This is a genomic window from Streptomyces sp. NPDC059398 (assembly GCF_042751845.1).
Taxonomy (GTDB): Bacteria; Actinomycetota; Actinomycetes; order Streptomycetales; family Streptomycetaceae; genus Streptomyces.
On sequence record NZ_JBHYWP010000054.1, the window covers coordinates 27,046 to 52,324 of the forward strand.

At 72.4% G+C, this 25,279-nt stretch carries 19 protein-coding genes and 1 riboswitch; of the genes, 6 read left to right on the forward strand and 13 right to left on the reverse strand.

All coding sequences use genetic code 11. The features are described from left to right. Positions 1 to 695 (reverse strand): MerR family transcriptional regulator (locus tag ACFXBC_RS20075; protein ID WP_385025789.1); only part of this gene is annotated, 695 nt, incomplete at its 3' end. Positions 696 to 830: 135 nt separating this feature from the next. Here ACFXBC_RS20075 and ACFXBC_RS20080 point away from each other — a divergent pair. After that, the gene (locus tag ACFXBC_RS20080) at positions 831 to 1,214 is read left to right on the forward strand and encodes a VOC family protein (protein WP_385025792.1); all 384 of its coding nucleotides are present in this window, start codon (positions 831 to 833) and stop codon (positions 1,212 to 1,214) included. Positions 1,215 to 1,256: 42 nt separating this feature from the next. Here the strand turns inward: ACFXBC_RS20080 and ACFXBC_RS20085 are convergent, their stop codons facing one another. The 5 genes from ACFXBC_RS20085 to cobN all read right to left on the reverse strand — a co-directional run bounded on the left by ACFXBC_RS20085 (position 1,257) and on the right by cobN (position 8,658). Continuing rightward, entirely contained in the window at positions 1,257 to 2,129 is an 873-nt protein-coding gene (locus tag ACFXBC_RS20085) for an LLM class flavin-dependent oxidoreductase (protein WP_385025795.1), read from the reverse strand. A 98-nt stretch (positions 2,130 to 2,227) separates the two neighbouring features. After that, positions 2,228 to 3,031 carry a hypothetical protein gene (locus ACFXBC_RS20090; RefSeq protein ID WP_385025798.1) on the reverse strand — a complete coding sequence of 268 codons (804 nt, stop codon included), beginning with the start codon at positions 3,029 to 3,031 and terminating at the stop codon, positions 2,228 to 2,230. 98 nt (positions 3,032 to 3,129) lie between these two features. Next, entirely contained in the window at positions 3,130 to 3,375 is a 246-nt protein-coding gene (locus tag ACFXBC_RS20095) for a hypothetical protein (RefSeq protein WP_385025801.1), read from the reverse strand. 463 nt (positions 3,376 to 3,838) lie between these two features. Then, a complete protein-coding gene (locus ACFXBC_RS20100) occupies positions 3,839 to 4,642 on the reverse strand; it encodes a polysaccharide deacetylase family protein (protein ID WP_385025805.1) in 804 nt (267 codons plus the stop codon). A 419-nt stretch (positions 4,643 to 5,061) separates the two neighbouring features. Beyond that, positions 5,062 to 8,658 (reverse strand): cobaltochelatase subunit CobN, encoded by a 3,597-nt coding sequence (cobN, locus tag ACFXBC_RS20105; RefSeq protein ID WP_385025808.1) that lies wholly within the window; start codon positions 8,656 to 8,658, stop codon positions 5,062 to 5,064. 91 nt (positions 8,659 to 8,749) lie between these two features. Next, positions 8,750 to 8,825, reverse strand: a riboswitch (cobalamin riboswitch). A gap of 242 nt (positions 8,826 to 9,067) precedes the next feature. Here cobN and ACFXBC_RS20110 point away from each other — a divergent pair. The 3 genes from ACFXBC_RS20110 to ACFXBC_RS20120 are packed head-to-tail and all read left to right on the forward strand — an operon-like array spanning position 9,068 to position 12,541. Then, positions 9,068 to 10,387: a cobalamin biosynthesis protein CobG gene (locus ACFXBC_RS20110; RefSeq protein ID WP_385025811.1), complete on the forward strand. Its 1,320-nt coding sequence runs from the start codon at positions 9,068 to 9,070 to the stop codon at positions 10,385 to 10,387. 19 nt (positions 10,388 to 10,406) lie between these two features. After that, entirely contained in the window at positions 10,407 to 11,033 is a 627-nt protein-coding gene (locus ACFXBC_RS20115) for a precorrin-8X methylmutase (protein ID WP_385025844.1), read from the forward strand. Between the two features lie 8 nt (positions 11,034 to 11,041). Continuing rightward, a complete protein-coding gene (locus ACFXBC_RS20120) occupies positions 11,042 to 12,541 on the forward strand; it encodes a precorrin-2 C(20)-methyltransferase (RefSeq protein WP_385025814.1) in 1,500 nt (499 codons plus the stop codon). A 106-nt stretch (positions 12,542 to 12,647) separates the two neighbouring features. On the opposite strand, the gene ACFXBC_RS20125 is transcribed toward ACFXBC_RS20120, so the two are convergent. Next, positions 12,648 to 13,397 carry a cobalt-precorrin-6A reductase gene (locus tag ACFXBC_RS20125; RefSeq protein WP_385025817.1) on the reverse strand — a complete coding sequence of 250 codons (750 nt, stop codon included), beginning with the start codon at positions 13,395 to 13,397 and terminating at the stop codon, positions 12,648 to 12,650. An 11-nt stretch (positions 13,398 to 13,408) separates the two neighbouring features. On the opposite strand from ACFXBC_RS20125, the gene ACFXBC_RS20130 reads away from it, so the two are divergent. Continuing rightward, on the forward strand, positions 13,409 to 14,539 hold the full coding sequence (locus tag ACFXBC_RS20130) for a cobalt-precorrin-5B (C(1))-methyltransferase (protein WP_385025820.1): 1,131 nt from the start codon (positions 13,409 to 13,411) through the stop codon (positions 14,537 to 14,539). Between the two features lie 39 nt (positions 14,540 to 14,578). Here the strand turns inward: ACFXBC_RS20130 and ACFXBC_RS20135 are convergent, their stop codons facing one another. Then, positions 14,579 to 15,637: an Lrp/AsnC family transcriptional regulator gene (locus tag ACFXBC_RS20135; protein ID WP_385025823.1), complete on the reverse strand. Its 1,059-nt coding sequence runs from the start codon at positions 15,635 to 15,637 to the stop codon at positions 14,579 to 14,581. 86 nt (positions 15,638 to 15,723) lie between these two features. Here ACFXBC_RS20135 and ACFXBC_RS20140 point away from each other — a divergent pair, with 86 nt between their 5' ends. After that, on the forward strand, positions 15,724 to 17,004 hold the full coding sequence (locus ACFXBC_RS20140; protein ID WP_385025826.1) for an amidohydrolase: 1,281 nt from the start codon (positions 15,724 to 15,726) through the stop codon (positions 17,002 to 17,004). A 63-nt stretch (positions 17,005 to 17,067) separates the two neighbouring features. On the opposite strand, the gene cobM is transcribed toward ACFXBC_RS20140, so the two are convergent. From cobM to ACFXBC_RS20165, 5 genes are all read right to left on the reverse strand, one after another. Next, complete coding sequence (gene cobM, locus ACFXBC_RS20145; RefSeq protein WP_385025829.1) at positions 17,068 to 17,832, reverse strand: precorrin-4 C(11)-methyltransferase; 765 nt, start codon at positions 17,830 to 17,832, stop codon at positions 17,068 to 17,070. Beyond that, the gene (gene cbiE, locus ACFXBC_RS20150; protein WP_385025832.1) at positions 17,829 to 19,208 is read right to left on the reverse strand and encodes a precorrin-6y C5,15-methyltransferase (decarboxylating) subunit CbiE; all 1,380 of its coding nucleotides are present in this window, start codon (positions 19,206 to 19,208) and stop codon (positions 17,829 to 17,831) included. The genes cobM and cbiE overlap by 4 nt, the downstream gene beginning before the upstream one ends. A gap of 118 nt (positions 19,209 to 19,326) precedes the next feature. Beyond that, entirely contained in the window at positions 19,327 to 19,605 is a 279-nt protein-coding gene (locus ACFXBC_RS20155) for a DUF6332 family protein (protein ID WP_385025835.1), read from the reverse strand. Further along, entirely contained in the window at positions 19,602 to 21,827 is a 2,226-nt protein-coding gene (locus tag ACFXBC_RS20160; RefSeq protein ID WP_385025838.1) for a LamG-like jellyroll fold domain-containing protein, read from the reverse strand. The genes ACFXBC_RS20155 and ACFXBC_RS20160 overlap by 4 nt, the downstream gene beginning before the upstream one ends. A 238-nt stretch (positions 21,828 to 22,065) precedes the next feature. Then, positions 22,066 to 24,945 (reverse strand): PDZ domain-containing protein, encoded by a 2,880-nt coding sequence (locus ACFXBC_RS20165; RefSeq protein ID WP_385025841.1) that lies wholly within the window; start codon positions 24,943 to 24,945, stop codon positions 22,066 to 22,068. Positions 24,946 to 25,279 lie beyond the last annotated feature (334 nt).

The window sequence follows — 25,279 nt, forward strand, 5'->3', positions numbered from 1 at the left end:
TCCCTCTCGCCCGCGCCCCCGTCTCCCCCCGGCCCCGCCCCCGCGGTGGGTCGCCCCCCCCCCACGCGGGGGGGGGGGGGGCGGGCCCCGCCCCCCCCCCCCCCCGCCTGCCGGGCCCGCTCAACGGCGTCCTCAAGGACGTTGAGGAGACTGCCCGCCGGGACTCCGTCGGTCTCCAGGCGCCTGAGTACGCCGATGGCGGCAGCGCTTGCGGGGGCGCCCCCGGGGCCGAATCCATCGGCGACCGCGAGCAGACGGGATCCGGCGTAGACCGTGTCCTGGTTGCTCTCACGGACCCGCCCGGTGTCGGACAGGGCGGCGTAGCGGATGTTCAGCGGGGCGGCGTTCGATGTCATGGGTGAGTCCTTCCAGGACAGGTGGTCGACGAGGAAGGAGGCGAGGTCCCGCCTGGCGGCGGTGTCGGCCTCGACCTGGTACCAGAACGTACGGACCGCCTGCGCCGCCTCCGGCGCCGGCAGTTCGCAGACGTCCCGGATGCCCGCCAGCGGCATACCGAGGCGGCGGAGCCAGGCGACCAGCCGGGCACGTTCCAGCTGCTCGGGAGCGTAGAAACGGTAGCCGGTCACCGGATCCACCCGCACGGGGGCCAGCAGCCCGAGCCCGTCGTAGAGACGCAGCGCCTTCGGTGACAGACGGGACGCCCTGGCGAACGCCCCGATGGTCAGCAACTCCATGCCCGCTCCTCCTCGTACCGGGCCCTCGGCCCGGTCCGACCGATGCTGGGGCCTCCCCCAAGGGCAAGGTCAACGGCGGGTTCCGGCGGTTCCGCGCCGGGGCCGCCCCGGGCCCCACTCCGTACACTCACCGGCATGGCATGCCGCATCGGTGAACTGGTCATCGACGCCGCCGACGCCGAAGGGCTCGCCGCGTTCTGGAGCGAGGTCCTCGGCTACGTCGAACTCGGCCGGGAGGACGACGGAGGCATCGAGATCGGGCCGTCCGACGCCGGCTTCGGAGGCCCGCAGCCCACCCTCGTCATCAGCCCGAGCGGCGACCCGCGGGCGGGGAAACTCCGGCTGCACATCGACGTCAACCCCACCGACCGCGACCCGGACGCCGAACTGGAGAGGCTGCTGGCACTCGGCGCGAGGCCCGTCGACGTCGGCCAGGCCGGCGCCGAGAACTGGCACTGCCTGGCCGACCCGGAAGGCAATGAATTCTGCCTCCTCCGCACCCGGCTCCGGCCTCTCTGACGACGTACGTCCCACGGCAGCGAGCACCTCGTGGGACGACCGTCAGAAGACGGGCGGGCCCTGTTCGATCCGGCGCATGACCGGCTCGTAGCGGTCGAGCGCTCCGTCGGTCTGCAGCTGCCGTTCGTCCCACCAGGTGGCGCCGGCGTCGATGAGCGGTCCGATCTCGTCATGGGCGCGGGCGGCTTCGGCGGAGCTGGCGCCGCCCAGGACGATCTCGAAGGGAGGAGCCTCATCGGCGTCGGCACGCTGTTGGCGGAGGAAGGCGACCAGATCGCGTACCTCGTCCGCGGGCGGAATCCGGCCGTGCTTGGCTGAGGCGAACAGCGGAACCGCGCCGTCCCAGCGGGCGGCGCGGCGCATCGGTGGACGGCTGGGCCAGAATCCGCCGATCCAGACCGGGGGGCGCGGGCGCTGCACCGTGGCGGGCAGCAGGGTCACGTCCCGGACTGTGTAGTGCTCGCCTTCCGAGCTGACGGGCTCACCCGTCCAGTAGCGCCGCAGCAGGTCCAGGCCCTCGTCCAGCCGCCCGGCGAGGACTTTCGGGTCGGTCGGCTCGCCGAAGCTTCCGTACTCGTCCTCGATGGGGCCGCCCAGCCCCGCGCCGAAGATCACCCGGCCACCGCTGAGGGCGTCGAGGGTGGCCACCTGGCGGGCGAGCTGCTCAGGACGGCGCCGGGCGACCGGGGTGACCAGGGTGCCGAGCCGAAGCGTGGTGGTCGCCAGCGCCGCTGCGGTCAGCAGCATCCACGGGTCCCCGAAGGGCACGCCCTGGCGCTCGGCCTTGTCGTGCACCACATGGTCCCAGACGAACAGCCCGTCCCAGCCCGCCTGTTCGGCGGCTGCGGCTACCTCGGCCACTGTCCTGGGATCCGCGAAATCTCCGAAGTTCGGAATGTTGACCGAGAAGCGCATGCCCCCCATCCTGCGGCACGGCGGCGATGCGGGCAATCGAACAGGCGGGGCCGCTCACCGTCCGCCCGGCAGCGAGCAGCCCTTCCCGGATACGCGCGCTAGCGGCGGGCGGCGGCCACCGCGGCGTTGCCCGCCACCGTGACCTGCCGGCCCTGGGCGGTGGTCGTCGATGTGGTGCTCAGGCAGCTGCCCGACGCCGGATCGGTGACGGTGGGAAGGTCGCCCACATAGTCCGTCCCCGCCTCAGTGCCGACCGGTTTTCCGTAGGTCACGGTGGTCCGCTGACCGCAGCCGGCCGTGAGATAGGGCTCGATGAAGCCCTGGTCGGCGCTCTTGAACCGGCCCGATGCGGACGGAAGGCTGAAGCTTCCGATGTGTGCGACGGACGCACCGGTCGCGGTCTGGACGACGTCCCCCGACATCAGCTGGGTGTCCCCACTGACACCGGCGCGCTTGAGGACGAGCGAGTACATGGTGCCCGGCGTGTAGGAGAACCGGACCGCGCAGCTCACTCCGGCGCCGCCGTCGGCCCCGTAGGTGCAGTGGGTGTCCGTCGTGGTGGCCTCCGCGTTGAAGGAGCTGAAGACCGCCTGGAGCGTGTGGTGCCCGTCCGCGTCCACAGGCTCCGGCTGGAATCCGGCGTACGGCCGGGTGCCGCTCTCCAGAGTCGTGTAGTACGCGAAGTAGAGACCGGAGGCGTCAGGAGCGGAGTCAACGGACATCGGCAGCCGCAGCGTGGTCACCGGGGTCGGGGCGCCCGTGCTCCAGCGCGAGGTGGGCGTGGACGCCCATGACTGTCCCGCCGTGCCGAGCGCCAGCAGGGCGGTGGCGCCGAGGACTACGGCGGCCCTGACGCCGCGGCGCCCCGGCCTTCTGCTGGACGTACTCGCAAAGAATGGCATGCGCATGTCATCTCCCGATGGCCGGTGTTCGCTTGGGCGTCAGCATGTAAGCGATTGCTATCGCGCCGCAAGAGGGTCCACCGTGTTTCTGTCTTTTACTATGGCCAGCGTCCGGGAAAGCAGTAGTAACCGGTAACTCTGCGAGGGCAATTGGCCGGCTTCGTACGCCTCCTCCACCTCAGCGGATGGCACCCCGGCACCGGGGCGAGCACCTTCTCGGTGAGGAGTCCGAGGAGCCGCCGGTCCTCCTCGGCGGTGCCGCGCAGACCGGGCGAGTCCGGGTTGGTGTCCAGGAGCAGATGGGTGGCGCCCGACCCGGGCACATACCACACCGTCGGGGTCACAGCGTCCGGACGGGTCCTCGCAGCTGGAGACGACAGCTACGGACAGCGTGAAGCCGGCGGTCGGTCCGGAGTCAGGCTTCCACAGGCCCGGGTCCGCGCCGACACAAGCCGGCTGGCCGTCACCTACGGTCTCCAGAGACCTCATTCCGAACGGCTGGCGACGAAGCCCGGCCCATCCGTCTCGCGCCGATACTCGCGCGGATATGAGAGCCGTCCACGCATGCGCGACTCCGGTCGGGTTCGCCGGCCACGTGCGGCTCGGAGAGCAAGAGGCGGTGCAACCGCTCGAAGGCTCCGGCCTGCCGCCCCGTGTTCCGGACGCCGCCGGCAGGTCCGTTCTACAAGATCCTGTTACGAGCTCCGACCATCACCCTTGCCCCACAGGGGCGCGTCCCGGTGGGGAGGCACCCCGGCGGGGCAGGCTGTCACCGCCTACGACGGTCTGCGATGCCCGGCCCACGGGTCAGAGCTCCGGGCGTACCGGGACATAGCCCCTGTCGAGCAGGCGGGGCAGGTAGGTCCTGACCGCGGCGACGGTCTGGGAGCGGTTGCCGCCGCCGTCGTGGCAGAGCACGATCGCGCCGTCCTTGACGTCGCTCAGCACCGAGTTGGTGATGCTGCGCGTTCCCGGCCGCGCCCAGTCGTTGGTGTCGACGGACCAGCCCAGCGGTTCCATGCCCAGGTCGGCGCAGATTCCGAGAGTGACCGGGTTCCAGTCGCCGTACGGTGCGCGGGCCCAGTCGGGCGGGGCGCCGAGCACCTTCTCGATCAGGTCGCTGGTCCGCGAGAGTTCGGACCTGGCGGCGGCCGGCTTCAACTTGGTGAGCTGGGGGTGGGTCCAGGAGTGGTTGGCGACGGCGTGTCCGCCGTTGGCGATGTCGTGCAGCAACTGCGGGTACTGGACGGCGTTCTCGCCGATGACGCAGAACGTGGCCTGCACGTTGTACTGGGCCAGGATGCGGAGCACCTGCGGTGTGTACTCGGGGTCGGGGCCGTCGTCGAAGGTGAGCGCGATCCGGCGGCCGCTGTCCGCCAACGAGTACACGGCATGGGTGCGCACGGCCGGGTTGTGGGCCGGGGCGCCCATGGATGTCTCGCCCGCGATGGGGCGCAGCCGGTAGTCGGGCGGCCGGGCGGCCGCCGCCGCGGGTGGTCCGGCGGCGGGCGGGGCCTGTACGGGGTCCGGTGGCGGGGCGGCCGCCGGGGCGTGTGAGGGGTGCGGGGCCGATGCGGCGGTGCCCGGGAGACCGCACGCCCGGGAGACCACGCCGCCGACGGCCAGGGCGCTCAGACCGACGGCGGCGCGTACGAATCTGCGCCGCCCTTGCGTATTAGTGTGATTTTCTGACTGCATGGCTCCGTACTGCCATACACCGGCCCGGCGACGCGGCCGACACCACGGGGCGCCCGCCCGATTCCACCCTGTCGGACCAGCCGTGGCCCGCCGCGGTCACCGCGTGGCGCGGTCCGGCCCGCCCGTACGGCGTAACGGCGGCTCGGGCTCCCCGGTCCGGACCCGCGGGTCCGCGCCTTTCCCGCCGCGGTCGGCGGCGGCGCGGACCGGTCACCTCTCCCCGGTCCCGGGGATGTGTTGGCAGGCCGGCGCGCGGCCCTCCACCGGCTCGTACCACCGCCGCCGCAGCAGCAGGCAGGCCCCGGTGGGAGGGCCGGCGGAAAGGCCCCGCGTCAGTCCTCGCCCTCCAGGCTGCCCTCGGTCTCCAGATACACCTGGCGCAGCGCTTCGAGCGTCGCGGGGTCCGGTTCGGCCCACATGCCCCGGGACTCGGCTTCCAGGAGCCGTTCCGCGATCCCGTGCAGCGCCCAGGGGTTGGCCTCCTGGAGGAAGTCGCGGTTGACCGGGTCGAGTACATACGTCTCGGTGAGCTTGTCGTACATCCAGTCGGCGACGACACCCGTGGTGGCGTCGTACCCGAAGAGGTAGTCGACGGTGGCGGCGAGTTCGAAGGCGCCCTTGTAGCCGTGCCTCCGCATCGCCTCGATCCAGCGGGGGTTGACCACCCTCGCGCGGAAGACCCGGGAGGTTTCCTCGACGAGCGTGCGGGTGCGGACGGTCTCGGGGCGGGTCGAGTCGCCGATGTACGCCTCGGGGGCGCTCCCGCGCAGGGCCCGGACGGTGGCGACCATACCGCCGTGGTACTGGAAGTAGTCGTCGGAGTCCGCGATGTCGTGCTCACGGGTGTCGGTGTTCTTCGCGGCGACCGTGATCCGCTTGTACGCCGTCTCCATCTCGGCGCGGGCCGGGCGCCCGTCCAGCTCCCGCCCGTAGGCGTAGCCGCCCCACACCGAGTACACCTCGGCGAGATCCGCATCGGTGCGCCAGTCGCGGCTGTCGATGAGCTGGAGGATCCCGGCGCCGTAGGTACCGGGGCGGGAGCCGAAGATCCGGGTGGTGGCGCGGCGTTCGTCCCCGTGCTCGGCCAGGTCGGCCTGCGTGTGGGCGCGTACGTGGTTCTGCTCGTCGGGCTCGTCCAGGGACGCGGCCAGCCGTACCGCGTCGTCCAGCAGGCCGATGGTGTGCGGGAAGGCGTCACGGAAGAAGCCCGAGATGCGCAGGGTGACGTCGATACGGGGGCGGCCCAGCTCGTCGAGCGGGACCGGCTCCAGGCCGGTGACCCGGCGTGATGCGTCGTCCCACACGGGCCGGACACCGAGCAGGGCGAGGGCCTCGGCCACGTCGTCGCCCGATGTGCGCATCGCGCTGGTGCCCCAGAGGGAGAGCCCCACCGAGCTGGGCCACTCGCCGTTGTCGGTGCGGTAGCGCTCCACGAGCGAGTCGGCCAGCAGCTGTCCGGTCTCCCAGGCGAGCCTGGACGGGATGGCCTTGGGGTCGACGGAGTAGAAGTTGCGGCCGGTCGGCAGAACGTTGACCAGTCCGCGCAGCGGGGATCCGGAGGGGCCCGCGGGGACGAAGCCGCCGTCCAGGGCGTGGAGGGCGTGGTCGATCTCGTCGGTGGTGGCCGCCAGCCGCGGGACGACCTCCCGGGCCGCGAAGCCGAGGATGTCCGCCACGGCCTGCGGGTGCCCTTCGGCCACCTTGACCGCGGCTTCCGGGTCCCAGCCCGCCGCTTCCATCGCCTCGACGAGGGCCCGTGCCTGGTCCTCGGCCGCGTCGGCGCCGGTGCGGGTGGCGTTCGCCTCGTCCAGGCCGAGTGCTTCGCGCAGTCCGGGCAGTGAGGCGGTGCCGCCCCAGATCTGGCGGGCGCGCAGGATGGCGAGGACCAGGTTGACCCGGTCGGCTCCGGCGGGCGGATTGCCGAGGACGTGCAGCCCGTCGCGGATCTGCGCGTCCTTGATCTCGCACAGCCAGCCGTCGACGTGGAAGATGAAGTCGTCGAAGCCCTCGTCGTCGGGCCGGTTCTCCAGACCGAGGTCGTGGTCGAGCTTGGCGGCCTGGATGAGCGTCCAGATCTGGGCCCGGATGGCGGGCAGCTTCGCCGGGTCCATGGACGCGATCTGGGCGTACTCGTCGAGGAGTTGCTCCAGGCGCGCGATGTCCCCGTACGAGTCGGCGCGGGCCATCGGCGGCACCAGGTGGTCGACCAGGGTGGCGTGGACACGGCGCTTGGCCTGGGTGCCCTCGCCCGGGTCGTTCACCAGGAACGGGTAGACCAGCGGAAGATCGCCCAGGGCGGCGTCGGGTCCGCACGCGGCGGACAGGCCGGCGTTCTTCCCCGGCAGCCACTCCAGGTTGCCGTGCTTGCCGAGATGGATCACGGCGTCGGCACCGAAACCGCCGTCGTCCGCGGATGCGGCGATCCAGCGGTACGCCGCCAAGTAGTGGTGCGAGGGCGGCAGATCGGGGTCGTGGTAGATCGCGATCGGGTTCTCGCCGAAGCCGCGTGGCGGCTGGATGAGGATCAGCAGATTGCCGTGGCGCAGTGCGGCGAGCACGATGTCGCCCTCGGGGTTGCGGCTGCGGTCGAGGAACATCTCGCCGGGCGCCGGTCCCCAGTGCTCCTCCACGTCCGCGCGCAGTTCGGCGGGGAGTGTGGCGTACCAGCGCCGGTAGTCGGCGGCGGGGATACGGACCGGGTTGCGGGCGAGCTGTTCCTCGGTGAGCCACTCCTGGTCGTGGCCGCCTGCCTCGATCAGTGCGCGGATCAGTTCGTCGCCGTCACCCGAGGCGAGACCGGGGATCTCCCGGGTGCCGAAGTCGTACCCCTGGTCGCGGAGTCGGCGCAGCAGGGCCACGGCGCTCGCGGGGGTGTCCAGGCCGACGGCGTTGCCGATCCTGGAGTGTTTGGTGGGGTATGCGGAGAGCACCAGGGCCAGCTTCTTGTCGGCGGGGGCTATGTGCCGCAGACGGGCGTGGCGGACGGCGATCCCGGCGACGCGGGCGGCCCGTTCGGGGTCGGCGACATAGGCGGGCAGCCCGTCCTGGTCGATCTCCTTGAAGGAGAACGGCACGGTGATCAGGCGGCCGTCGAACTCGGGCACCGCGATCTGCCCTGCCGCGTCCAGCGGCGAAACGCCCTCGTCGTTGGCCTCCCAGGCGGCCCGCGATCCGGTGAGGCAGAGCGCCTGGAGGATGGGGACGTCCAGGGCGGTCAGGGCGCCCGCGTCCCAGGACTCGTCGTCGCCGCCCGCTGACGCCTCTGCGGGCTTCGTCCCGCCGGCGGCCAGGACGGTGGTGACGATGGCGTCCGCCGCGCGCAGCGTCTCGATCAGCCCAGGCTCGGGGGTGCGCAGTGAGGCGACGTAGAGCGGCAGGGGCCGGCCCCCGGCGTCCTCGACGGCGGAGCAGAGGGCGTCCACGAAGGCGGTGTTGCCGCTCATGTGGTGGGCCCGGTAGTAGAGCACCGCGACGGTCGGGCCGTCCGTGGCGCGTGCGGTGCGCTCCAGCGGACCCCAGCTGGGTGCGGGCGCCGGCGGTTCGAAGCCGTGGCCGGTGAGCAGCACGGTGTCGGAGAGGAACCGGGCGAGCTGGCCGAGGTTGGCGGGCCCGCCGTGTGCCAGATAGGCGTGGGCCTCGGCCGCGATGCCGACCGGGACGGTCGATGCCTCCATCAACTGGGCGTCGGGGGCCTGCTCGCCGGTGAGGACGACGACCGGGCGCCCGTCGGCCAGGAGCAGATCGATCCCCTCCTGCCAGGCGCGGATGCCGCCGAGGAGGCGTACGACGACCAGGTCGGCGCCTTCGAGGAGGGCGGGCAGTTCGGTGAGCGGGAGCCGGGACGGGTTGGCGAAGCGGTACGCCACCGGGCCTTCCGCGGCACGTGCGCTGAGCAGATCGGTGTCGGACGTCGACAGAAGCAGGAGCATGCGGCGTCATGCCTTCCTCGGGGTGTCCGCGCCCCGGGTTGTGGAGGATCGGGTCTCCCCTGCTCGGGCGGGGCCGAGAGTCCGGGGAAGGGAGTTCCTGGCTCACCCGGCTCACGGAGCCGGGCTCACAGTGGCGGGACCGCGCCGGAATCTGACCGGGCTTCCTCCCCTGTCGCCGTCTTGGGCGACAACGGGCCCGTGGGCTTTCGTCCGGCTCGTACCGGGCTCGCGGGTCCGGCGTGCACCCTGATCCGGCTGATCCGAACGGAAGACCCTCATGGCCCGTCGAGAAGCATAGTAACGACCTTGGCGGGCGGCCGGGAGAGTGCCCGCGGTCCCGCCCGCGGCCCGCCCGGTGTGCGCGAGCCGGCGTATCGGTGCAGGACACGGGCCCTGTGAGCCGGTCGGTATGCTCGCCGCCATGCCCCACTCCTCCATACCTCCGCCGCCACAGCAGCCGGTCCCCCGGCGTGACCGCGGTGACGCGTGTCCGGGCAGCCTGCGCCTGCACACGGCGGACGACGGCGCACTGGCGCGGGTCCGGATCCCCGCGGGGGTACTGACGGTCGCGCAGGCCGGGGTGTTGCTGGACGCCGCGCTGCGGCTGGGCGACGGGACGCTGCATCTGACGTCGCGCGGCAATGTGCAGCTGCGGGGGCTGGACCCCGGCAGCGGCCAGGAGCTCGCCGCGTTGCTCGCGGGCGCCGGGCTGCTGCCGTCCGTACGCCATGAGCGGGCCCGCAATGTCGTGGCATCGCCGCTGTGCGGGCTCGACGGGCGCGGGGCCGCCGATGTGCAGGGCTGGGCACGGGAGTTGGATGCGCTGCTCTGTGCCACTGAGGCCGCCGCCGGTCTCTCGGGCCGGTTCCTGTTCGCGCTCGACGACGGCCGCGGCGATGTGGCCGGACTCGGCGCCGATGTGACGTTGGTCGCTTCCGCGGACGGCGGCGCGCTGCTGTGTGCCGACGGGGTGCGGGAGACGCTGGCGGTTCCGGCCGCGGACGCGGCCCGCTGCGCCCTGCTGGCGGCCGAGACCTTTCTGGACGCCGTCCGTGCTGCCGGGACCGGAGCCTGGCGGGTGGCTGAACTGCCCGGCGTTCCGGGCCTGTTCGTACGGGCGGTCGCGGAGCGGCTGGCGGCGGCCGGGATCCCCGCCGCTGCCCGGGAGCGGGTCGGACCGCTGCCGTCCGGTGCCGGTCCCGTGCCCGGCACCGTCATGGCCCCGGACGGGCGGGCCGTGCTCTGCGCCGGGGCGCCGCTCGGCTCCCTCACCGCCGCCCAGTGGCGCCTGCTGACCGGGACCGCGCTGCGGGACGGGAGCGGGGAGCTGCGGCTGACCCCCTGGCGGGGAGTGGTGCTCCCCGGCCTGGGCCCGGACGCCGCCGAAGCCCGGTCGGCCGGACTGTCGGCGGCGGGGATGATCACCGGTCCGGACTCCCCCTGGCACGGGGTGGGGGCGTGCATCGGGCGCCCCGGCTGCGCCAAGTCCCTGGCCGATGTGCGCGCCGACGCCGCGCTGGCCCCCGGCACGGGCCGCGGCCTGCCCGTGTACTGGTCGGGGTGCGCACGGCGCTGCGGCCACCCGCACGGCGACCGGGTGGACGTGGTCGCCACGGCCGGCGGTTACGAGGTCTCCGTACGCGGCGAACGGCTGCACGGCACCATGAACGACCCTTCAGAGTTCGCCGCCACCGTGGCGGATGCCCGGACCACACCCCTCACGCAGTGACGAAATGAGCGAGAAGACAGTGTTCGACTACGAGAAGGACGGCCCGGCGATCTACCGCCAGTCCTTTGCGACCATCCGCGCAGAGGCGGACCTCTCGGGGCTTCCCGCCGATGTCAGCCAGGTCACCGTCCGGATGATCCACGCCTGCGGCATGGTCGACCTGGTGCGTGATCTCGCCTACACCCCGCAGGTGGTGGCGCGCGCCCGCGAGGCGCTGCGTGCCGGGGCCCCGGTGCTGTGCGACGTGGCGATGGTGGCCAGCGGGGTGACCCGTAAACGGCTGCCGGCCGGCAACGAGGTGGTGTGCACGCTCTCCGACCCGTCCGTGCCCGGCCTCGCGGCGGAGCTGGGCACGACGCGCACCGCGGCCGCGCTCGAACTGTGGCGTGACCGTATGGAGGGCGCCGTGGTGGCCGTGGGCAATGCGCCGACCGCCCTGTTCCGGCTCCTTGAGATGGTCCGCGAGGGCGCACCGCGCCCTGCGGCGGTCATCGGGGTGCCGGTCGGTTTCGTCGGCGCGGCCGAGTCCAAGGACGCGCTGGCGGCGAACGGTCTGGACCTCGACCATCTGGTGGTGCGGGGGCGGCGCGGCGGCAGCGCCATCGCGGCGGCAGCGGTCAACGCCATCGCGAGCGAAGAGGAATGAACAGCGGCATGAGCGAGCAGAGCACCGGACGGCTGTACGGGGTCGGGCTCGGCCCGGGCGACCCGTCGCTGATGACCGTACGCGCCGTGGAGGTCATCGCGCAGGCGCAGGTGGTCGCCTTCCACAGCGCCCGGCACGGCCGGTCCATAGCCCGGTCCATCGCGGCCGCGCACATCCGCGCCGACCACATCGAGGAGGCGCTGGTCTACCCGGTCACCACGGAGACCACCGACCATCCCGGCGGATACCGGGGCGCCATGGAGGAGTTCTACGCCGAAGCGGCGGCCCGGCTGGCCGCGCATCTCGACGCGGGCCGCACGGTGGCGGTGCTCGCCGAGGGCGATCCGCTCTTCTACGGCTCGTACATGCATATGCACAAGCGGCTGGCGGACCGCTATCCGACCGAGGTGATCCCGGGTGTGACCTCGGTGAGCGCCGCCGCCGCCCGGCTCGGTGCGCCGCTCGTCGAGGGCGAGGAGGTGCTGACGATCCTGCCGGGCACACTGCCCGAGGAGGAGCTGACGGCCCGTCTGGCGTCGACGGACTCCGCGGTGGTGATGAAGCTGGGCCGCACCTTCCCCGCGGTACGGCGGGCCGTCGCCCGGTCGGGGCGGATGGCCGACGCCCGCTATGTGGAGCGCGCCACGATGCCGGGGGAGCGTACCGGCGAACTGGCCGATGTGGAGGCGGGATCGGTGCCGTACTTCTCGGTGGCGGTGCTGCCGAGCCGGATCGGCGCACCCGGTCCGGTACGGGAGCACGGCGATGTCACCGTGGTCGGTACCGGGCCCGCGGGGCCGCTCTGGCTCACCCCGGAGACCCGGGGCGCACTGGCGGCGGCGGACGATCTGGTCGGCTACACCACGTATCTGGACCGGGTCCCGGTCCGGCCGGGGCAGCGGCGGCACGGTTCCGACAACAAGGTCGAGTCGGAGCGTGCCGAGCTGGCTCTCGATCTGGCCGGGCGCGGGCGGAAGGTCGTGGTGGTGTCGGGCGGCGACCCCGGTGTGTTCGCCATGGCCACCGCCGTACTGGAGGTCGCCGCCCAGGACGCGTACCGCGATGTTCCGGTGCGGGTGCTGCCGGGGGTGACGGCGGCCAACGCGGCTGCCGCGCGTGCGGGGGCGCCGCTCGGCCACGACTACGCGACGATCTCGCTCTCGGACCGGCTCAAGCCGTGGGAGGTGATCGCGGAGCGGCTGCGCGCCGCTGCGGCGGCCGACCTGGTGCTCGCCCTGTACAACCCCGGTTCCCGCAGCCGGACCTGGCAGGTCGGCAAGGCCCGCGACCTGCTTCTGGAGCACCGCGCGCCGGGCACCCCCGTGGTGCTGGGCCGGGACGTCGGCGGGCCGGACGAGAGCGTGCGGATCGTGCGTCTGGGGGCGCTGGATCCGGCCGATGTCGACATGCGCACGATTCTGCTGGTCGGCTCGTCCAGGACCCGGACCGTGCGGCGTGGTGACGGCGAGGAGATCGTCTGGACGCCACGGAGCTATCCCGAGGGGTGAGCGGGGCAGGCCGGTACGGGACGGACGGGTACGGGGCTGACCCGTACGGGGTGCACCGGTGTCCGGTGCACCGGGCTGCTGTCCCGGTGCTGGCGGCGGGCGCGGCTCAGGCCGCTCCCCCGCCGTCCCGCCGCTCCCGTACCCACCGGACGGCTTCGCCGGGGGTTTGCGCGAGCTGTACGCCCTCGGGCACGGCGGGGCGGCGGACGACGACCACCGGAACGCCCGCCTCGCGTGCCGCGGTGAGCTTGGCCGCGGTGGCCGGCCCCCCGCTGTCCTTGGTGACCAGTACGTCGATCCGGTGGTCGCGCAGCAGCGCCCGCTCGCCTTCCAGGGCGAAGGGGCCCCGGTCCAGCAGCGTTTCCATGTGCGCCGGGTGCGGGGGGTGCGGGGCGTCGACCGACCGCACCAGGAACCAGAGCCCGTCCAGAGCCGCGAACGCGGCCAGACCCGTACGCCCCGTGGTGAGGAAGACCCGGCGCCCCAGCACCGGAAGCATCGCGGCGGCCTGCTCAAGGGAGTCGGCCGGATGCCAGTCGTCGGCCTCGCCCGCCACCCACCCGGGCCTGCGCACGGCGAGCAGGGGAACATGGGCGGTGGCAGCGGCCGAAGCCGCGTTGAAACTGATGGTTCCGGCGAAAGGATGGGTCGCGTCGATGAGCGCGTCGACCTCGTGCTCGCGCAGCCACTGCGCCAGACCCCCGGCTCCGCCGAATCCGCCGATACGGACCTCCCCCGGCGGCAGCACGGGCCGTGCCAGGCGCCCGGCCAGGGAACTGGTGACACGGGCCCCGGGGTGCAGCTCCGCGGCGATCCGCCGGGCCTCGGTCGTGCCGCCGAGTATCAGTACGTGCATCGGAGCCTCTCGTGGCTGAGGGGGTGGGTGGCCGCAGCGCCCAACTCAAGCACACCGGGCTGCGGCCGGGCTGGACGACCGGCGCCTGCGCGACGGCTGCCGCGACGGCCGCCTGGACCGCGCTGCTGAGCGGCGAGTTCCCCGACCCGGTGACGGTCACCCTGCCCAAGGGGCAGACGCCGTCGTTCGCGCTGGCCGTGGAGGAGCTGGGCGACGGCCGGGCGACCGCCGGGGTGGTCAAGGACGCGGGCGACGACCCGGACGTCACCCACGGCGCGCTGGTCCGGGTCACCGTCCGGCGGCTGCCCCCGGGCTCGGGGGTGGTGTTCAGGGCGGGCCCCGGTGTCGGTACCGTCACCCGCCCCGGCCTTCCGCTGGAGGTGGGCGAGCCCGCGGTCAATCCGGTGCCGCGGCAGATGATGCGCGAACACCTCACGCGGGTCGCCGAACGCCATGGCACCGGCGCGGACGCCGAGCTGACCGTCGCCGTGGACCACGGCGAGGAGATCGCCCGCTCCACCTGGAACCCCCGCCTGGGCATCCTGGGCGGTCTGTCCATCCTGGGGACCACGGGCGTGGTGGTGCCCTACTCGTGCTCGGCCTGGATCGACTCGATCCGGCGCGGTGTCGATGTGGCGCGGGCGGCCGGGCGTACCCATCTCGCCGGATGCACCGGCTCCACGTCGGAGCGTACGGTCGTCGCCGAGTACGGGCTCCCCGAGGACGCTCTGCTCGACATGGGTGACTTCGCGGGGGCCGTGCTCAAGTACGTACGGCGTCATCCGGTGGACCGGCTCACCGTCTGCGGGGGCTTCGCCAAACTCTCGAAACTGGCGGCCGGGCATCTGGATCTGCACTCCGCCCGTTCCCAGGTGGACAAGGGCTTCCTGGCGGGCCTGGCCCGGCAGGGCGGCGCCGGTGAAGCGCTGGCCGCTGAGGTCGCCGGGGCCAACACCGGGCTCGCCGCCCTGCAGTTGTGCGGTGCGGCGGGGGTACCGCTGGGCGATCTGGTGGCGGTGGCCGCCCGCGACCAGGCGCTCTCGGTGCTGCGGGGGGCGCCGGTCGCGGTCGACGTCATCTGCATCGACCGCGCGGGCGGCATCGTGGGCCGCAGCGCGACGGGAGCGTGGCGCGCCCGCTGAGCCCGTCCGCCGCGACCGGCCCTGCTCAGTCAACCGCGGTCAGTCGTGCTCGGGAAGCCCGAGTGGCACACGGCGGACCGCGCGGCCGTCGATGTCCAGGAGCCATCCCATGCGTTTGGCGGACTGGAGGGCCACCGACCGGTCCTTGACCTCCAGTTCGGGGAAGCGTTCGGCGAGCGACGCCTCGAAGGAAGCGATACCGCTCAGGCCGGGGAGCCAGACCGCGATGAGCAGGTTGTGCGGGCCGCTCACGGACGCGCACATCCGCACCTGTTCCATCCGGGCCACCGCGCTTCCCGTCGCTTCCAGCCGTCCGTGCGGTACGACACCCCGGAACACCACCATCGTGGACAGACCGGCCAGCGGACGGGCGAGGTCGCAGCGGAAGGAGATGGAGCCGGTCCGGATCATCCGCTGGAGTCTGCGGCGGGCGGTGTGCTCACTCATGCCGGCCGCCGCGCCGAGTTCCGTGTAGCCCATACGTCCGTCGGCTCCCAGCGCGGTCTTCAGGGCCCGGTCCTCGGGGTCCTGCTCGGCGGGCGTCCGAGTGCCGCCGCGGGGCCTGCGGGGTGAGCGAGAGGCTGCCAGACCCGTGCGGAGTGCGGGTTCCATCGCACCCATCCGCCAGTCGCCACCCTCTCCGAAGAAGGTGAGGGCCAGCCGGGTGCGGGTGGAGCGCACCCCCGGCAGTCCGCCGATGAGGCGGTGGACGGACTGCCCGAGCCGCGGCAGATCGGCCGCGGCGACGGACACGAGCAGGTCGTAGTCGCCCGCTGTCACGTCGAGGCTGAAGACCCAGGCCATCCCGGCCAGCGCGGCGGTGACCGCGTCGAGGGATCCCGGCCGGCAGCGGACCTCCACATAGGCGATGGTCGCCGCGTCGGGCGCGTCATAGGCGGTGACCCAGGCCAGCCCCGCGGCCCTCAGACGCTCCCAGCGGCGGGCCGCTGTCGTCGGGTCCGCTCCGATCGCCCGCCCGATCCGGGTCCAGGGGGCGCGCGGCGCGTACTGCAGTGCGTCCACCAGTACGAGATCGGGTTCGGACAGACGGCTGCGGGAATCCGGCGGTTCCCGGTCAGGTATGCGGCTTTCCTGCATTTCGGGGCCTCCTTGACGCGCGGGCCGGAGGGTGGGGCAGCCGCCGGCCACCGTCCGGTGATGGCCACTGTAGAGAGGAGCGCCGTATGACTGTTTCCGCCACTCCCCTGCTCACCGGCCTCGAAGGCCGACTGCCCGCCCTGCGCGAGCTGTACAGGGATCTGCACGCCCACCCGGAGCTCTCCTTCCAGGAGGTCCGCACGGCCGCCCTCGTCGCGGACCGGCTGCGTGAGCAGGGCTGGGAGGTCACCGAGCAGGTGGGCGGCACCGGTGTCGTCGGGGTGCTCGGGACCGGCGAGGGGCCGGTGGTCCTGCTGCGGGCCGACATGGACGGGCTGCCGGTACGGGAGGAGACCGGACTGCCCTACGCCTCCACCGTGACCGCGCAGGACGGCGACGGCGACGAGGTGCCCGTGATGCACGCCTGCGGGCACGACATGCATGTCACCTGTCTGCTGGGGGCCACCGCGCTGCTCGCCGCCAACCGGGACGCCTGGCGGGGCACGGTCGTGGCCGTGTTCCAGCCGGCGGAGGAGGTCGGCGGGGCCACGGCCATGATCGACGACGGGTTCCTGGAACGGTTCCCCCGGGCCGGGATCTGTCTGGGCCAGCATGTGGCCCCCGCGCCGGCCGGCTTCGTCGGCACCCGGCCGGGACCGGTGATGGCGGCTTCGGACAGCCTGCGGGTCCGGCTGTTCGGGCGGGGCGGCCATGGGTCGACGCCCGAGGCGACCGTGGATCCCGTCGTGCTGGCGGCGGCGGTCATCATGCGTCTGCAGACCGTGGTGTCGCGTGAGGTCGGAGCGGGTCAAACGGCCGTGGTCACCGTGGGGTCCGTCCACAGCGGCACCAAGGAGAACATCATCCCGGACACCGCCGACCTGAGCATCAACATCCGGAGCACCACCGCAGCGGTACGGGAACGGGTGCTGGCGGCCGTCGAACGGATCATCCGCGGTGAGGCCGCCGCGTCCGGGGCCCCGAAGGAGCCCGAGATCGAGGCGTTCCACTGCTTCCCGGTCACGTTCAACGACCCCGTGGCCACCGGCACGGTGCAGGCCGGGCTGACCGCCGCCCTGGGTGATGGCCGGGTGTTCACGCTGCCCCAGGCGATCACCGGCAGCGAGGACTTCGGCACCTTCGGGACCGCGCTCGGCGTGCCCTCCGTCTTCTGGTACTTCGGCGGTACGGATCCGGCCCGGTTCGAGGGCTTCGACCCCGGCGGGATCCTGGAGAACGGGATCCCGCCGGAGATCCCCGGCAACCACTCGTCCCTCTTCGCCCCGGCGCCCGATCCGACCATCGGGGTCGGCGTCACCTCGCTGCTCGCGGCGGCCGCGCAGTGGCTGATACCGGTGGCTCCCTAGGGTCTGTCGTCGAAGTGCCGACAGACCCTGGCGTTCCGACGGCCGACAGCGGGCGGTCGGCGGTCAGGCTCCCGGGGCGGGCAGGCAGTCCCGTTCCCGCTCCGGCGAGTACAGGTGGCTGTCGCCGAACTGTTCGGCGCCGAGGGTGCGGCCCACCATGATGACCGCCGTGCGCAGGATCCCCGCTTCCGCGACCTGCCCGGCGAGGGTGTCGAGGGTGCCGCGCAGAACGATCTCGTCGGGGCGGCTGGCCAGGGCCACGACAGCGGCCGGGCAGTCCGCGCCGTAGTGCGGCAGCAGCTCAGCCACGACCCGTTCGGTGTGCTGCACCGCCAGGTGGAGCACGATCAGCGCGCCCGACGCGCCGAGTGTGGCCAGGTCCTCGCCGTCCGGCATGGCGGTGGCCCGCTGGGCGACGCGGGTGAGGATCACGGTCTGGCCGACTGTGGGGACCGTCAGTTCGCGCTTCAGCGCGGCGGCCGCCGCAGCGAAGGCGGGAACCCCGGGCACCACCTCGTACGCCACCCCGGCGGCGTCGAGCCGGCGCATCTGCTCTGCCACCGCGCTGAAGACCGAGGGGTCCCCGGAGTGCAGACGGGCCACGTCGTGGCCCTCCTGGTCGGCGCGTACCAGTTCGGCGGTGATCTCGTCCAGGTCGAGCTGCGCGGTGTCGGTCAGCCGGGCGTCCGGCGGGCATTCGGCGAGCAGTTCACGCGGGACCAGGCTGCCGGCGTAGAGACAGACACCGCAGGAGGCGAGCAGACGGGCGCCACGCACCGTGATGAGGTCCGCGGCGCCGGGTCCGGCACCGATGAAGTACACGGTCATCTGTCGTCTCCAGGAAGGGGTGGGTACGGGTTCTTCTCGGCGTCGGTCATGTCGGCGTCGGCCATTTCGGCTTCGGTCATATCGGCTTCGGTCATATCGGCTTCGGCGCTCTCGACCGTCTTCCCGACGTCCCTCTCGGCGCTCTTCCCGACGGCCCATTGGGTGACCGGCATGGCCTGCCGCCAGCCGGTGAAGCCCCCGACCGGCACGGCGTGCGCGACGGCGAGGCGCACCAGGTCACCGCCGTGGCGGCGGTACCGGTCGGCGAGGAGCGCCTCCGACTCCAGCGTCACGGTGTTGGCGACGAGCCGTCCGCCGTCGGGCAGGGCGTCCCAGCAGGCGTCAAGCAGCCCCGGGGCGGTGAGTCCGCCCCCGATGAACACCGCGTTCGGCACGGGCAGTCCGGCCAGCGCGTCCGGGGCCGCGCCGGTGACGACGCGCAGCGCGGGGACGCCGAGCCGGGCGGCGTTGCGGGCGATGCGCCCGGCCCGCACCGGATCGCGCTCGACGGTGACGGCGCGGCAGGACGGGTGGGTGCGCATCCACTCGATGGCGATGGAGCCCGAGCCGCCCCCGATGTCCCAGAGCAGTTCACCGGGGGCCGGGGCGAGCGCGGCCAGGGTGGCGGCGCGCACATGGCGTTTGGTGAGCTGGCCGTCGTGTTCGTACGCGTCGTCGGGCAGCCCGGGGACGGCGCCGGTCCTCGGGGCGCCCGGGGTACGGCGGCAGTCGACCGCGATCACGTTCAGCGGGTCGCCGGGCGGATGCGGCCAGCTCGCGGCCGTGCCCTCGATGAGGTTCTCCCGCTCGCCGCCCAGCTGTTCGAGCACCCGTATCCGGCTCGCTCCGAAGCCGTGCCCGGTGAGGTGCGCCGCCACGTCGGCCGGTGTCGCGGCGCCCGCGCTGAGCACCAGGAGCCGTCGGCGGTCGTGCAGCGCGGCGGCCAGCCGGGCGATGGGCCGGCCGACCAGGGTGATGGCCTCGGTGTCCTCGACCGGCCAGCCCAGCCTGGCGCAGGCGTACGAGACGGAGGAGGGGTACGGCAGCACCCGGAGCCCGCCCTCGCCCAGCACCTCGGTGAGCGCCCGCCCGATGCCGTAGAACATGGGGTCCCCGCTGGCCAGGACGGAGATCCGGCGCCCGGCGTGGGCCGCGAGGATGCGGGGTACGGCGGGGCGCAGCGGTGTGGGCCACTCCACCCGCTCGCCCCCGCACCGCGCGGGGAGCAGCCCCAGCTGGCGTGGGCCGCCGACGAGGACCTCCGCGTCGAGCAGGGCCTGCTGCGCCGCGGCGGGCAGCCCGTCCCAGCCGTCGGCGCCGATCCCGACGACGGTGACGGGCGCCGGGGCGGGGTGCGGGGGCGGTGCGGGGGCCACAACCGGTTCCTCAGGTTCGGATCGGATCAGTACCGGGTCGCATTCTGTCGGGACGCCTGTGACATGCACAAATCCCCGGCGAAGACCCCCGGGCTCCCCCGGGCTCCCCTCCGCCCCTTCAGCGCTCCGGCACACCCGTCCCCCTGCCGGGCCCCGGCGTCCGGCGTCCGCGTTCGAAGGTACGCAGCACATGCACCACGCGCACCACCGCCAACAGCCCGGCGGCCACCGTCCCCGTCGCCACCAGGGCCGCCGTGACGCGGTGCGGCAGATTCCATACGGCCGCGGGACCGGCGATCACGCCGAACACCACCGCGCCCAGGAAGCCCGCACTGGCCAGGGCGTAGCCGATCTCGACCGTCCGGGCGTCACGGTCGGACCGGCCACCCCCGCTCATCGCCCGGCTCCCTTCCCCAGCGAGTAGTGGCCAGCCGCCCGTGCGGCGCTGAGCACCCCCGGGTAGACGGCCGTCTCGTCCAGCTCACCCTTGAAGAAGCCGCTTGTGGGGCGTGAGGGCCAGCCGGTCAGGGTGTCGCCGCCGACCCGCCAGTACCCGCTCGACCTCTCGCTCTTCGTCACGGTGTTGCTCTTCAGGAGGTGGCCGTCGGCATACAGACGCATCCCGGTCGGGCCCTGCGTCGCGACCATCTGGTGCCATTTTCCGTCGTTGTACGCCTTGGGGCTCACCAGCGTCCTGAGTCCGTCGGCGCTCACCCCGAAGACGAGCTTGCCCGCGTTGGTCATGTACACCTGCTTGTCGTACTTCTTGCTTGCGGCCGTCGTGTTGTCGCCGAAGCCGATCAGTTTTCCGCCCGTCTTGCTGGTGGTCCTGAACCAGGTCTCCAGGCTGTACTTGACGGGCGCGGCGTACCGGCGGTCGCTGTATATCCACTGGTTGGTGCCGTTGAACCCGATCGCGGTCGACGGGCCGCCGACCGCTCCAGGAGTCTGGCGCAGTGCGGGGGCGTTGGCGTCCACCCCGGAACGGTTCGCGCGCGACGAGTCCGCCACGAACGGCGCCGTGCGGTCGTCGTAACGCCAGTAGAGCGAGGCGCCGTCGCCGAGGACCGCGGTCGGATAGCGCTCGGCCGCGGATGTCGCGGTGGCGGTGACGGCAGCCGACTTGGCACTGGTGTTGCCCGCCGCGTCGGATGCGGTGATCCGGTAGCTGTAGCTCTTGCCCTTGGTGACCGAGGTGTCCGTGACGGAGATCTGCGGGCGGTCCCACATCAGCGAGTCGGCCCGTACGGTCGCCATCGGTGTGGCGGCCCCGTCGCGGTACACCTTGTACGTCAGCTTCGAGTCGTCCGTGTCGAAGGCGGCGCGCCAGCTGATCCGCACCTGCCCCGGCTCCGCACTGGCCGCCGCGCCCACCGGGACGGTCGGCGCTCCCTTGTCCCCGGTGGATGCGAACCGGGTGAGGCTCTGGGCGGCGGAGCGGTTGACGGTGGTGAACTCGCCGCCCGACCACAGGTACTGGGTGGATCCCGCGGTCGCGATGGTCAGTGCGCGCGGACCGATGCCCTCGCCGTTGCCGTCGTTGGTGTCGGGGAACCAGCCGAGCTTGCCGGTGCCCGTGGTCGGCTCCGCGAGGAAGTGGTGGCGCGGCCCGTTGGGGAACTCGCCGACGCTGGAGCAGTCGTGGGCGTGCGAGGCGCTGTAGAGCACGCCCTTGTACGACTTCACCGACTGGGTGGCGCCCAGGCAGGTGTCGCGCCAGCGCTGGCCGAGTGTGCTCGCGTCGAGCGCGATACGGCCGTCGAACACACCGAAGCCGGTGCCCTCGTTGCCGGTGTAGATCCCGGTGGCGTCCGTGTCGAGCGTCTTGACCACGGAGTTGGTCTCGATGAAGCCCGGGTAGGCCTTGGCCACCTTGCCCGACTGGGCGTTCACCACGGCGAGGGCGTGCGACGTCACTCCGTTGACCTTGAAGAAGTCACCGCCGAGCACAGCGTTCTTGCCGTCGGGTGTGAGGGCGAGGGCGCGGCCCGGTGCGTCCGCGTCCGCGGTGAAGGGCAGCACGGCCCCGGTGGACGCCTTGACGGCCGCGAACCGTGCGCGCTTCTGTCCGCTGACGGTGGCGAAGTCACCTCCCGCGTACACCGTGTCCTTGGTCACCGTCAGCGCGCGGACGGTCGCCGCGAAAGCGGGCCGGAACGAGGCCCTGGGCTTGCAGGTGGCGATGTCGACGGCCACCAGGGAGGAGACCTTGGTGCCGTTGACCGCGCCGAAGTAGCCGCCCGCGTAGAGCGTCTTCTTGTCGGGGGACACCGCCAGGGCCCGCACCGTGGCGGTACCGCTGCCGACCGTGAAGGAGAGGGAGCAGCCGGTCGGTGCACCGGTGGCCGCGTTGAAGGCGGCGAAGTTCACCGCGGACCGCGCCTTGCCGGAGGAACCGGCCGGCGGCCGCAGTGCGGAGAACGTACCGCCCGCGAACACCACGCCGTTGCTCTGGGCGAGCGCCCAGACGATCCCGTTGGTCTGCCAGGTCGGCAGCGCGTCCGCCGTGAACGCCACCGGCGGGGTGATCGCGGACGCGTCCGGCGCGGCGACCACCCCCAGACCGGCCGTGGCGAACGACAGGGCGAGAGCCGCCGACAGCGTTCTTGATCTCTGCATGAACCCCCCAGAAGAAGAACCGGGCTCCGTCCGGAGGACCGCGGAACATCCGGAAACACCACAGGCCGGGGGAGACGGGTCGTAGCGCCCCACCCCAACCATCCCGTATCCCACGGTACTTGCCGGAAGGACGTCCCACCCGCCACTCCCCCGTGGTGGCCGGAACCGGTTGGGGCGGGCGGGGCGCCCTGCCGCGGGTGCGCCACGTGTGACGCCCGCCCCTCGGCCCGGCCGGATCTCAGCTCCGTACGGTGAACCCGTCCACGATCATGTACTGTCCGCTCTCCATCGTTCCCGTGAGGGTGTGCACCCCGGCCGGGAGGCCGCTGACCGAGTAGAGCTTCTGCTGGTACTGGCGGGAGCCGCTGGTGGCGTCGGCCGTCTCCCGGTGGACTCCGTCGACGGCGATGTCGATCTTCCCCTCGTCCGCGTTCAGTTCGGTGAGGAAGTCGGCTCCCGTCCCGTTGAAGGTGATGGTGAAGGAGTCACCGACGGCGGTGGTGGCGTCGATGTCGTCCTGGAAGGAGCCCTGACCGCCGGCCTGGGCGCCGCGCCACCCCCAGCCGCTCCCGGTGTAGGTCACGCCCGCGGTGTTGTTGTACTCCTGCGGCCCGGTGGGCTTGACCAGCGTGACGGTGGTCGCGGACTGCGCGCGCCACACGCCGAGGGTGACGGTGCTGCCGGGCGCGAGCCTGTGGTAGACGGTCCAGAAGCTGTCGCGGTCGCTCACACCGGTCCCGTTCACCGACCGGATCACGTCGAGCGGGCGCAGCCCCTGCCCGTACGCGTAGGAGGTGGCGGGGACGCTCGGCAGGTAGAGGCCGTCCAGGTCACCGAGTCCGACGGCCGACTGGGTCTCCTTGTCGTGGATCTGCCGGGCGGTGGCGCCCATCAGCGGCTCGGGCTGGGTCTCGATGACGGTGTCGGGCGCGGGGGCGGCCGGCAGGACGACCGCGGGGGGTGTCGCCTCACCCGGCCTTCCGGTGCCGAAGCGGTCCATCGGGAGGTCCACGAATCCCAGGGCCTTCGCGGGCGAGTCCGGGGCCGGTGTGTAGTCCGTCATGCCGGGTGATTCCCATGGCGATCCCCCGGCGAACCGCGGGTCCGCGGTGACCGAGTGGGTGTCGAGCCGGTTGGCGCCCCAGACGCCGGGCAGGCTGACCGGACGGCCGGCGGCCCAGAACAGGTTGTGGTCGGCGGTGTACTCGGCCGTGGCGGGATCGCTGCCGGTGAGCGCGTAGGGCGAGTCCGCCAGGATGATGTTCCTGCTGATGGCGTCGTCGTTGTCGCGGTGCGAGATCTGCTCGTAGACCGATCCGCCGACCAGGATGTTGTTGGTGACCGTCCGCCGGAATCCGTCGCGCAGCTTGATGCCTGCGCCGAGGAGCAGATTGTTCTTCACGACGTAGTTGCTCGATCCGTCGTCCAGGTCGACGGCCCATTCGCTGTTGTGCCAGATCCGGTTGGAGCTGATCGTGATCGGCTGTACCACGTCGAGCAGCGCGTAGCTCTTCTGCAGCGCGTCGGACTCCGCGCTGGGGTTGGTACTGGGCCCGGCGATGGGCCAGTAGCGGTCCCGGCCCCAGGCGTTGACGGGCCCGTGGTCCGAGGTCTCCTTCACACAGTCGAAGATGTCGTTGTACTGGATGCGGTGCCCGCCCCAGGTGCCGTCGTTGACGTTGACGCAGGAGCGCGGACTGCCGTGGATGGTGTTGTGCGCGACGGTGACGCGGCTGCTCATCGAGATGTTGACTCCGGCGCTCTGCTTCTCGAACCGGCCCATGTCCGCCATGCTGTTGCCGCTGATGTCGATGTCGCGCGGATAGTCGTCGGTCCTGGGTCCGGGGGTCAGGTCGGTGGGCGGATCGACCATGTGCGCCCAGGTCGAGGGGTTGCGGACGGCCCGGGTGGAGCCGACCACCTGGACGTCGCTCGCGCCGGACCCCGAGAAGCTGTTGCCGGTGACGGCGTCGCCCTTGTTGTAGCCGTCGATGAAGACACCGTTGCCGCCCACCTGGGCGAAGGAGGAGCGGGAGACGGTGATGTTCCTGGCGTTCTTGATGTGGACGGCCCCGGCCCGTGCCACCGCCCAGTCCCCGAGTTGCAGCGGCTCGTACGGGGTGTCGAAGAGGGTCCGGTGGGTGGCGGTGTAGGTGAAGCCGTCGAATGTGAGGTCGTGGACGGGCCGTGCGGCGGACGCGCCCTCGACCCGGACGAGTTCGTCCAGCTCGGCCGTGTCGACCGTGGTCCTCGACAGATCGGTGCCGGCCGGCGGAATCACGTACAGCTTCCCGGTGTCCTGGTCGTAGAACCACTCGCCGGGCGCGTCGAGTTCCTCGAAGACGCCTTCCGCGACCACGTGTTGGGTGTCCACCTCCCCACCCCGGTTGTTGTCCCCGGCCCACTTCAGCTTGAGGCCGGATGCGTCGCGCCCGGTGATCGTGTAGTCGTTGCCGCCCCAGTGGGAGGAGTGCAGGCCGCGGATGTCGCCGGTGGAGGGGTTCTTCCAGTGCGCGGAGCGGGTGTTGAGGGCGGCCATCGTGGTCGAGCCGTTGAGTACGGCGGTGTCCGGATCGAAGTCCGGGTAGCGGGCGAGCACCTGCCGGGCGCCGCCCACGAACAGCCCGTCGACCTTGTGGTGTGCGCCGATGTCCGCCACCCGGACCGCACTGTTGTGCCGGTCGGTGGTCCACCCTCCGCGCACCCTGCGGCCCCCGCTGAGCACGGCCCGCTCGCCGGGGTACGAGGAGTAGGTCACCGGCGCCGACGGGCGGCCGGAGTCCGCGGCGCCGAACTTGAGGGTGGCGGTGAGGTGGTAGGTACCGCCGCGGACCCACACATGGACCGGGTGCCCGGACCTGGTGGCCTTGCGCGCGGTGGTCTGCGCCGCCGCCAGGGTCAGCAGGGGCGCGCGGGTGGAGAGCCCGGAGTTCCGGTCGCTGCCGGACACCGATACGTAGATGTTCCGGCCCGAGGGGGCGTGGGCCGCTGCCGCGGTGCCCGCGGTGAGCGCGGGCGCCGCACCCACCGCCAGGGCGGTGAGGACCGCCGCCGTCGCGAGCCGCGCTTTCGCGGGGGCTCTGCCTCCTGGTCTGCTGCCGTCCAGGCTGCGATGCACGTCTGACTCCCTGCCACGTAGGGGCCGCTGTCGCACAGATCCCTCTGCCGCGAGCAGCTTTCATCGGATGTATCAGCGAATTCGCGATCGGGCGGAACTCTGCTATCCGCTTCATCCGGGTGTCAAGAGGTGCGACATCGAATCAACAGCCAACCCAAACCATCCAGTTGTCCGATGTATAAGGAACAAGGAAGACAGAAAAGACAGGGAAAGCAGGGAAAACAGGAGACACGCGGGAGGGGGCGGTCAGCTCTCGACACACCCCCCCCCCCAACCCCCCCCCCCAAAAACCCGTGCCAAGTCAGTTCAAAACACAAAAAAACCCCCCCAACCC

Coding starts and splice junctions, on each gene's coding strand:
- ACFXBC_RS20080 (WP_385025792.1), top strand. CDS start 831: ATGGCATGCCGCATCGGTGAACTGGTCATCGACGCCGCCGACGCCGAA.
- ACFXBC_RS20085 (WP_385025795.1), bottom strand. CDS start 2,129: ATGCGCTTCTCGGTCAACATTCCGAACTTCGGAGATTTCGCGGATCCC.
- ACFXBC_RS20090 (WP_385025798.1), bottom strand. CDS start 3,031: ATGCCATTCTTTGCGAGTACGTCCAGCAGAAGGCCGGGGCGCCGCGGC.
- cobN (WP_385025808.1), bottom strand. CDS start 8,658: ATGCTCCTGCTTCTGTCGACGTCCGACACCGATCTGCTCAGCGCACGT.
- ACFXBC_RS20110 (WP_385025811.1), top strand. CDS start 9,068: ATGCTCGCCGCCATGCCCCACTCCTCCATACCTCCGCCGCCACAGCAG.
- ACFXBC_RS20120 (WP_385025814.1), top strand. CDS start 11,042: ATGAGCGAGCAGAGCACCGGACGGCTGTACGGGGTCGGGCTCGGCCCG.
- ACFXBC_RS20125 (WP_385025817.1), bottom strand. CDS start 13,397: ATGCACGTACTGATACTCGGCGGCACGACCGAGGCCCGGCGGATCGCC.
- ACFXBC_RS20135 (WP_385025823.1), bottom strand. CDS start 15,637: ATGCAGGAAAGCCGCATACCTGACCGGGAACCGCCGGATTCCCGCAGC.
- ACFXBC_RS20140 (WP_385025826.1), top strand. CDS start 15,724: ATGACTGTTTCCGCCACTCCCCTGCTCACCGGCCTCGAAGGCCGACTG.
- cobM (WP_385025829.1), bottom strand. CDS start 17,832: ATGACCGTGTACTTCATCGGTGCCGGACCCGGCGCCGCGGACCTCATC.
- ACFXBC_RS20155 (WP_385025835.1), bottom strand. CDS start 19,605: ATGAGCGGGGGTGGCCGGTCCGACCGTGACGCCCGGACGGTCGAGATC.
- ACFXBC_RS20160 (WP_385025838.1), bottom strand. CDS start 21,827: ATGCAGAGATCAAGAACGCTGTCGGCGGCTCTCGCCCTGTCGTTCGCC.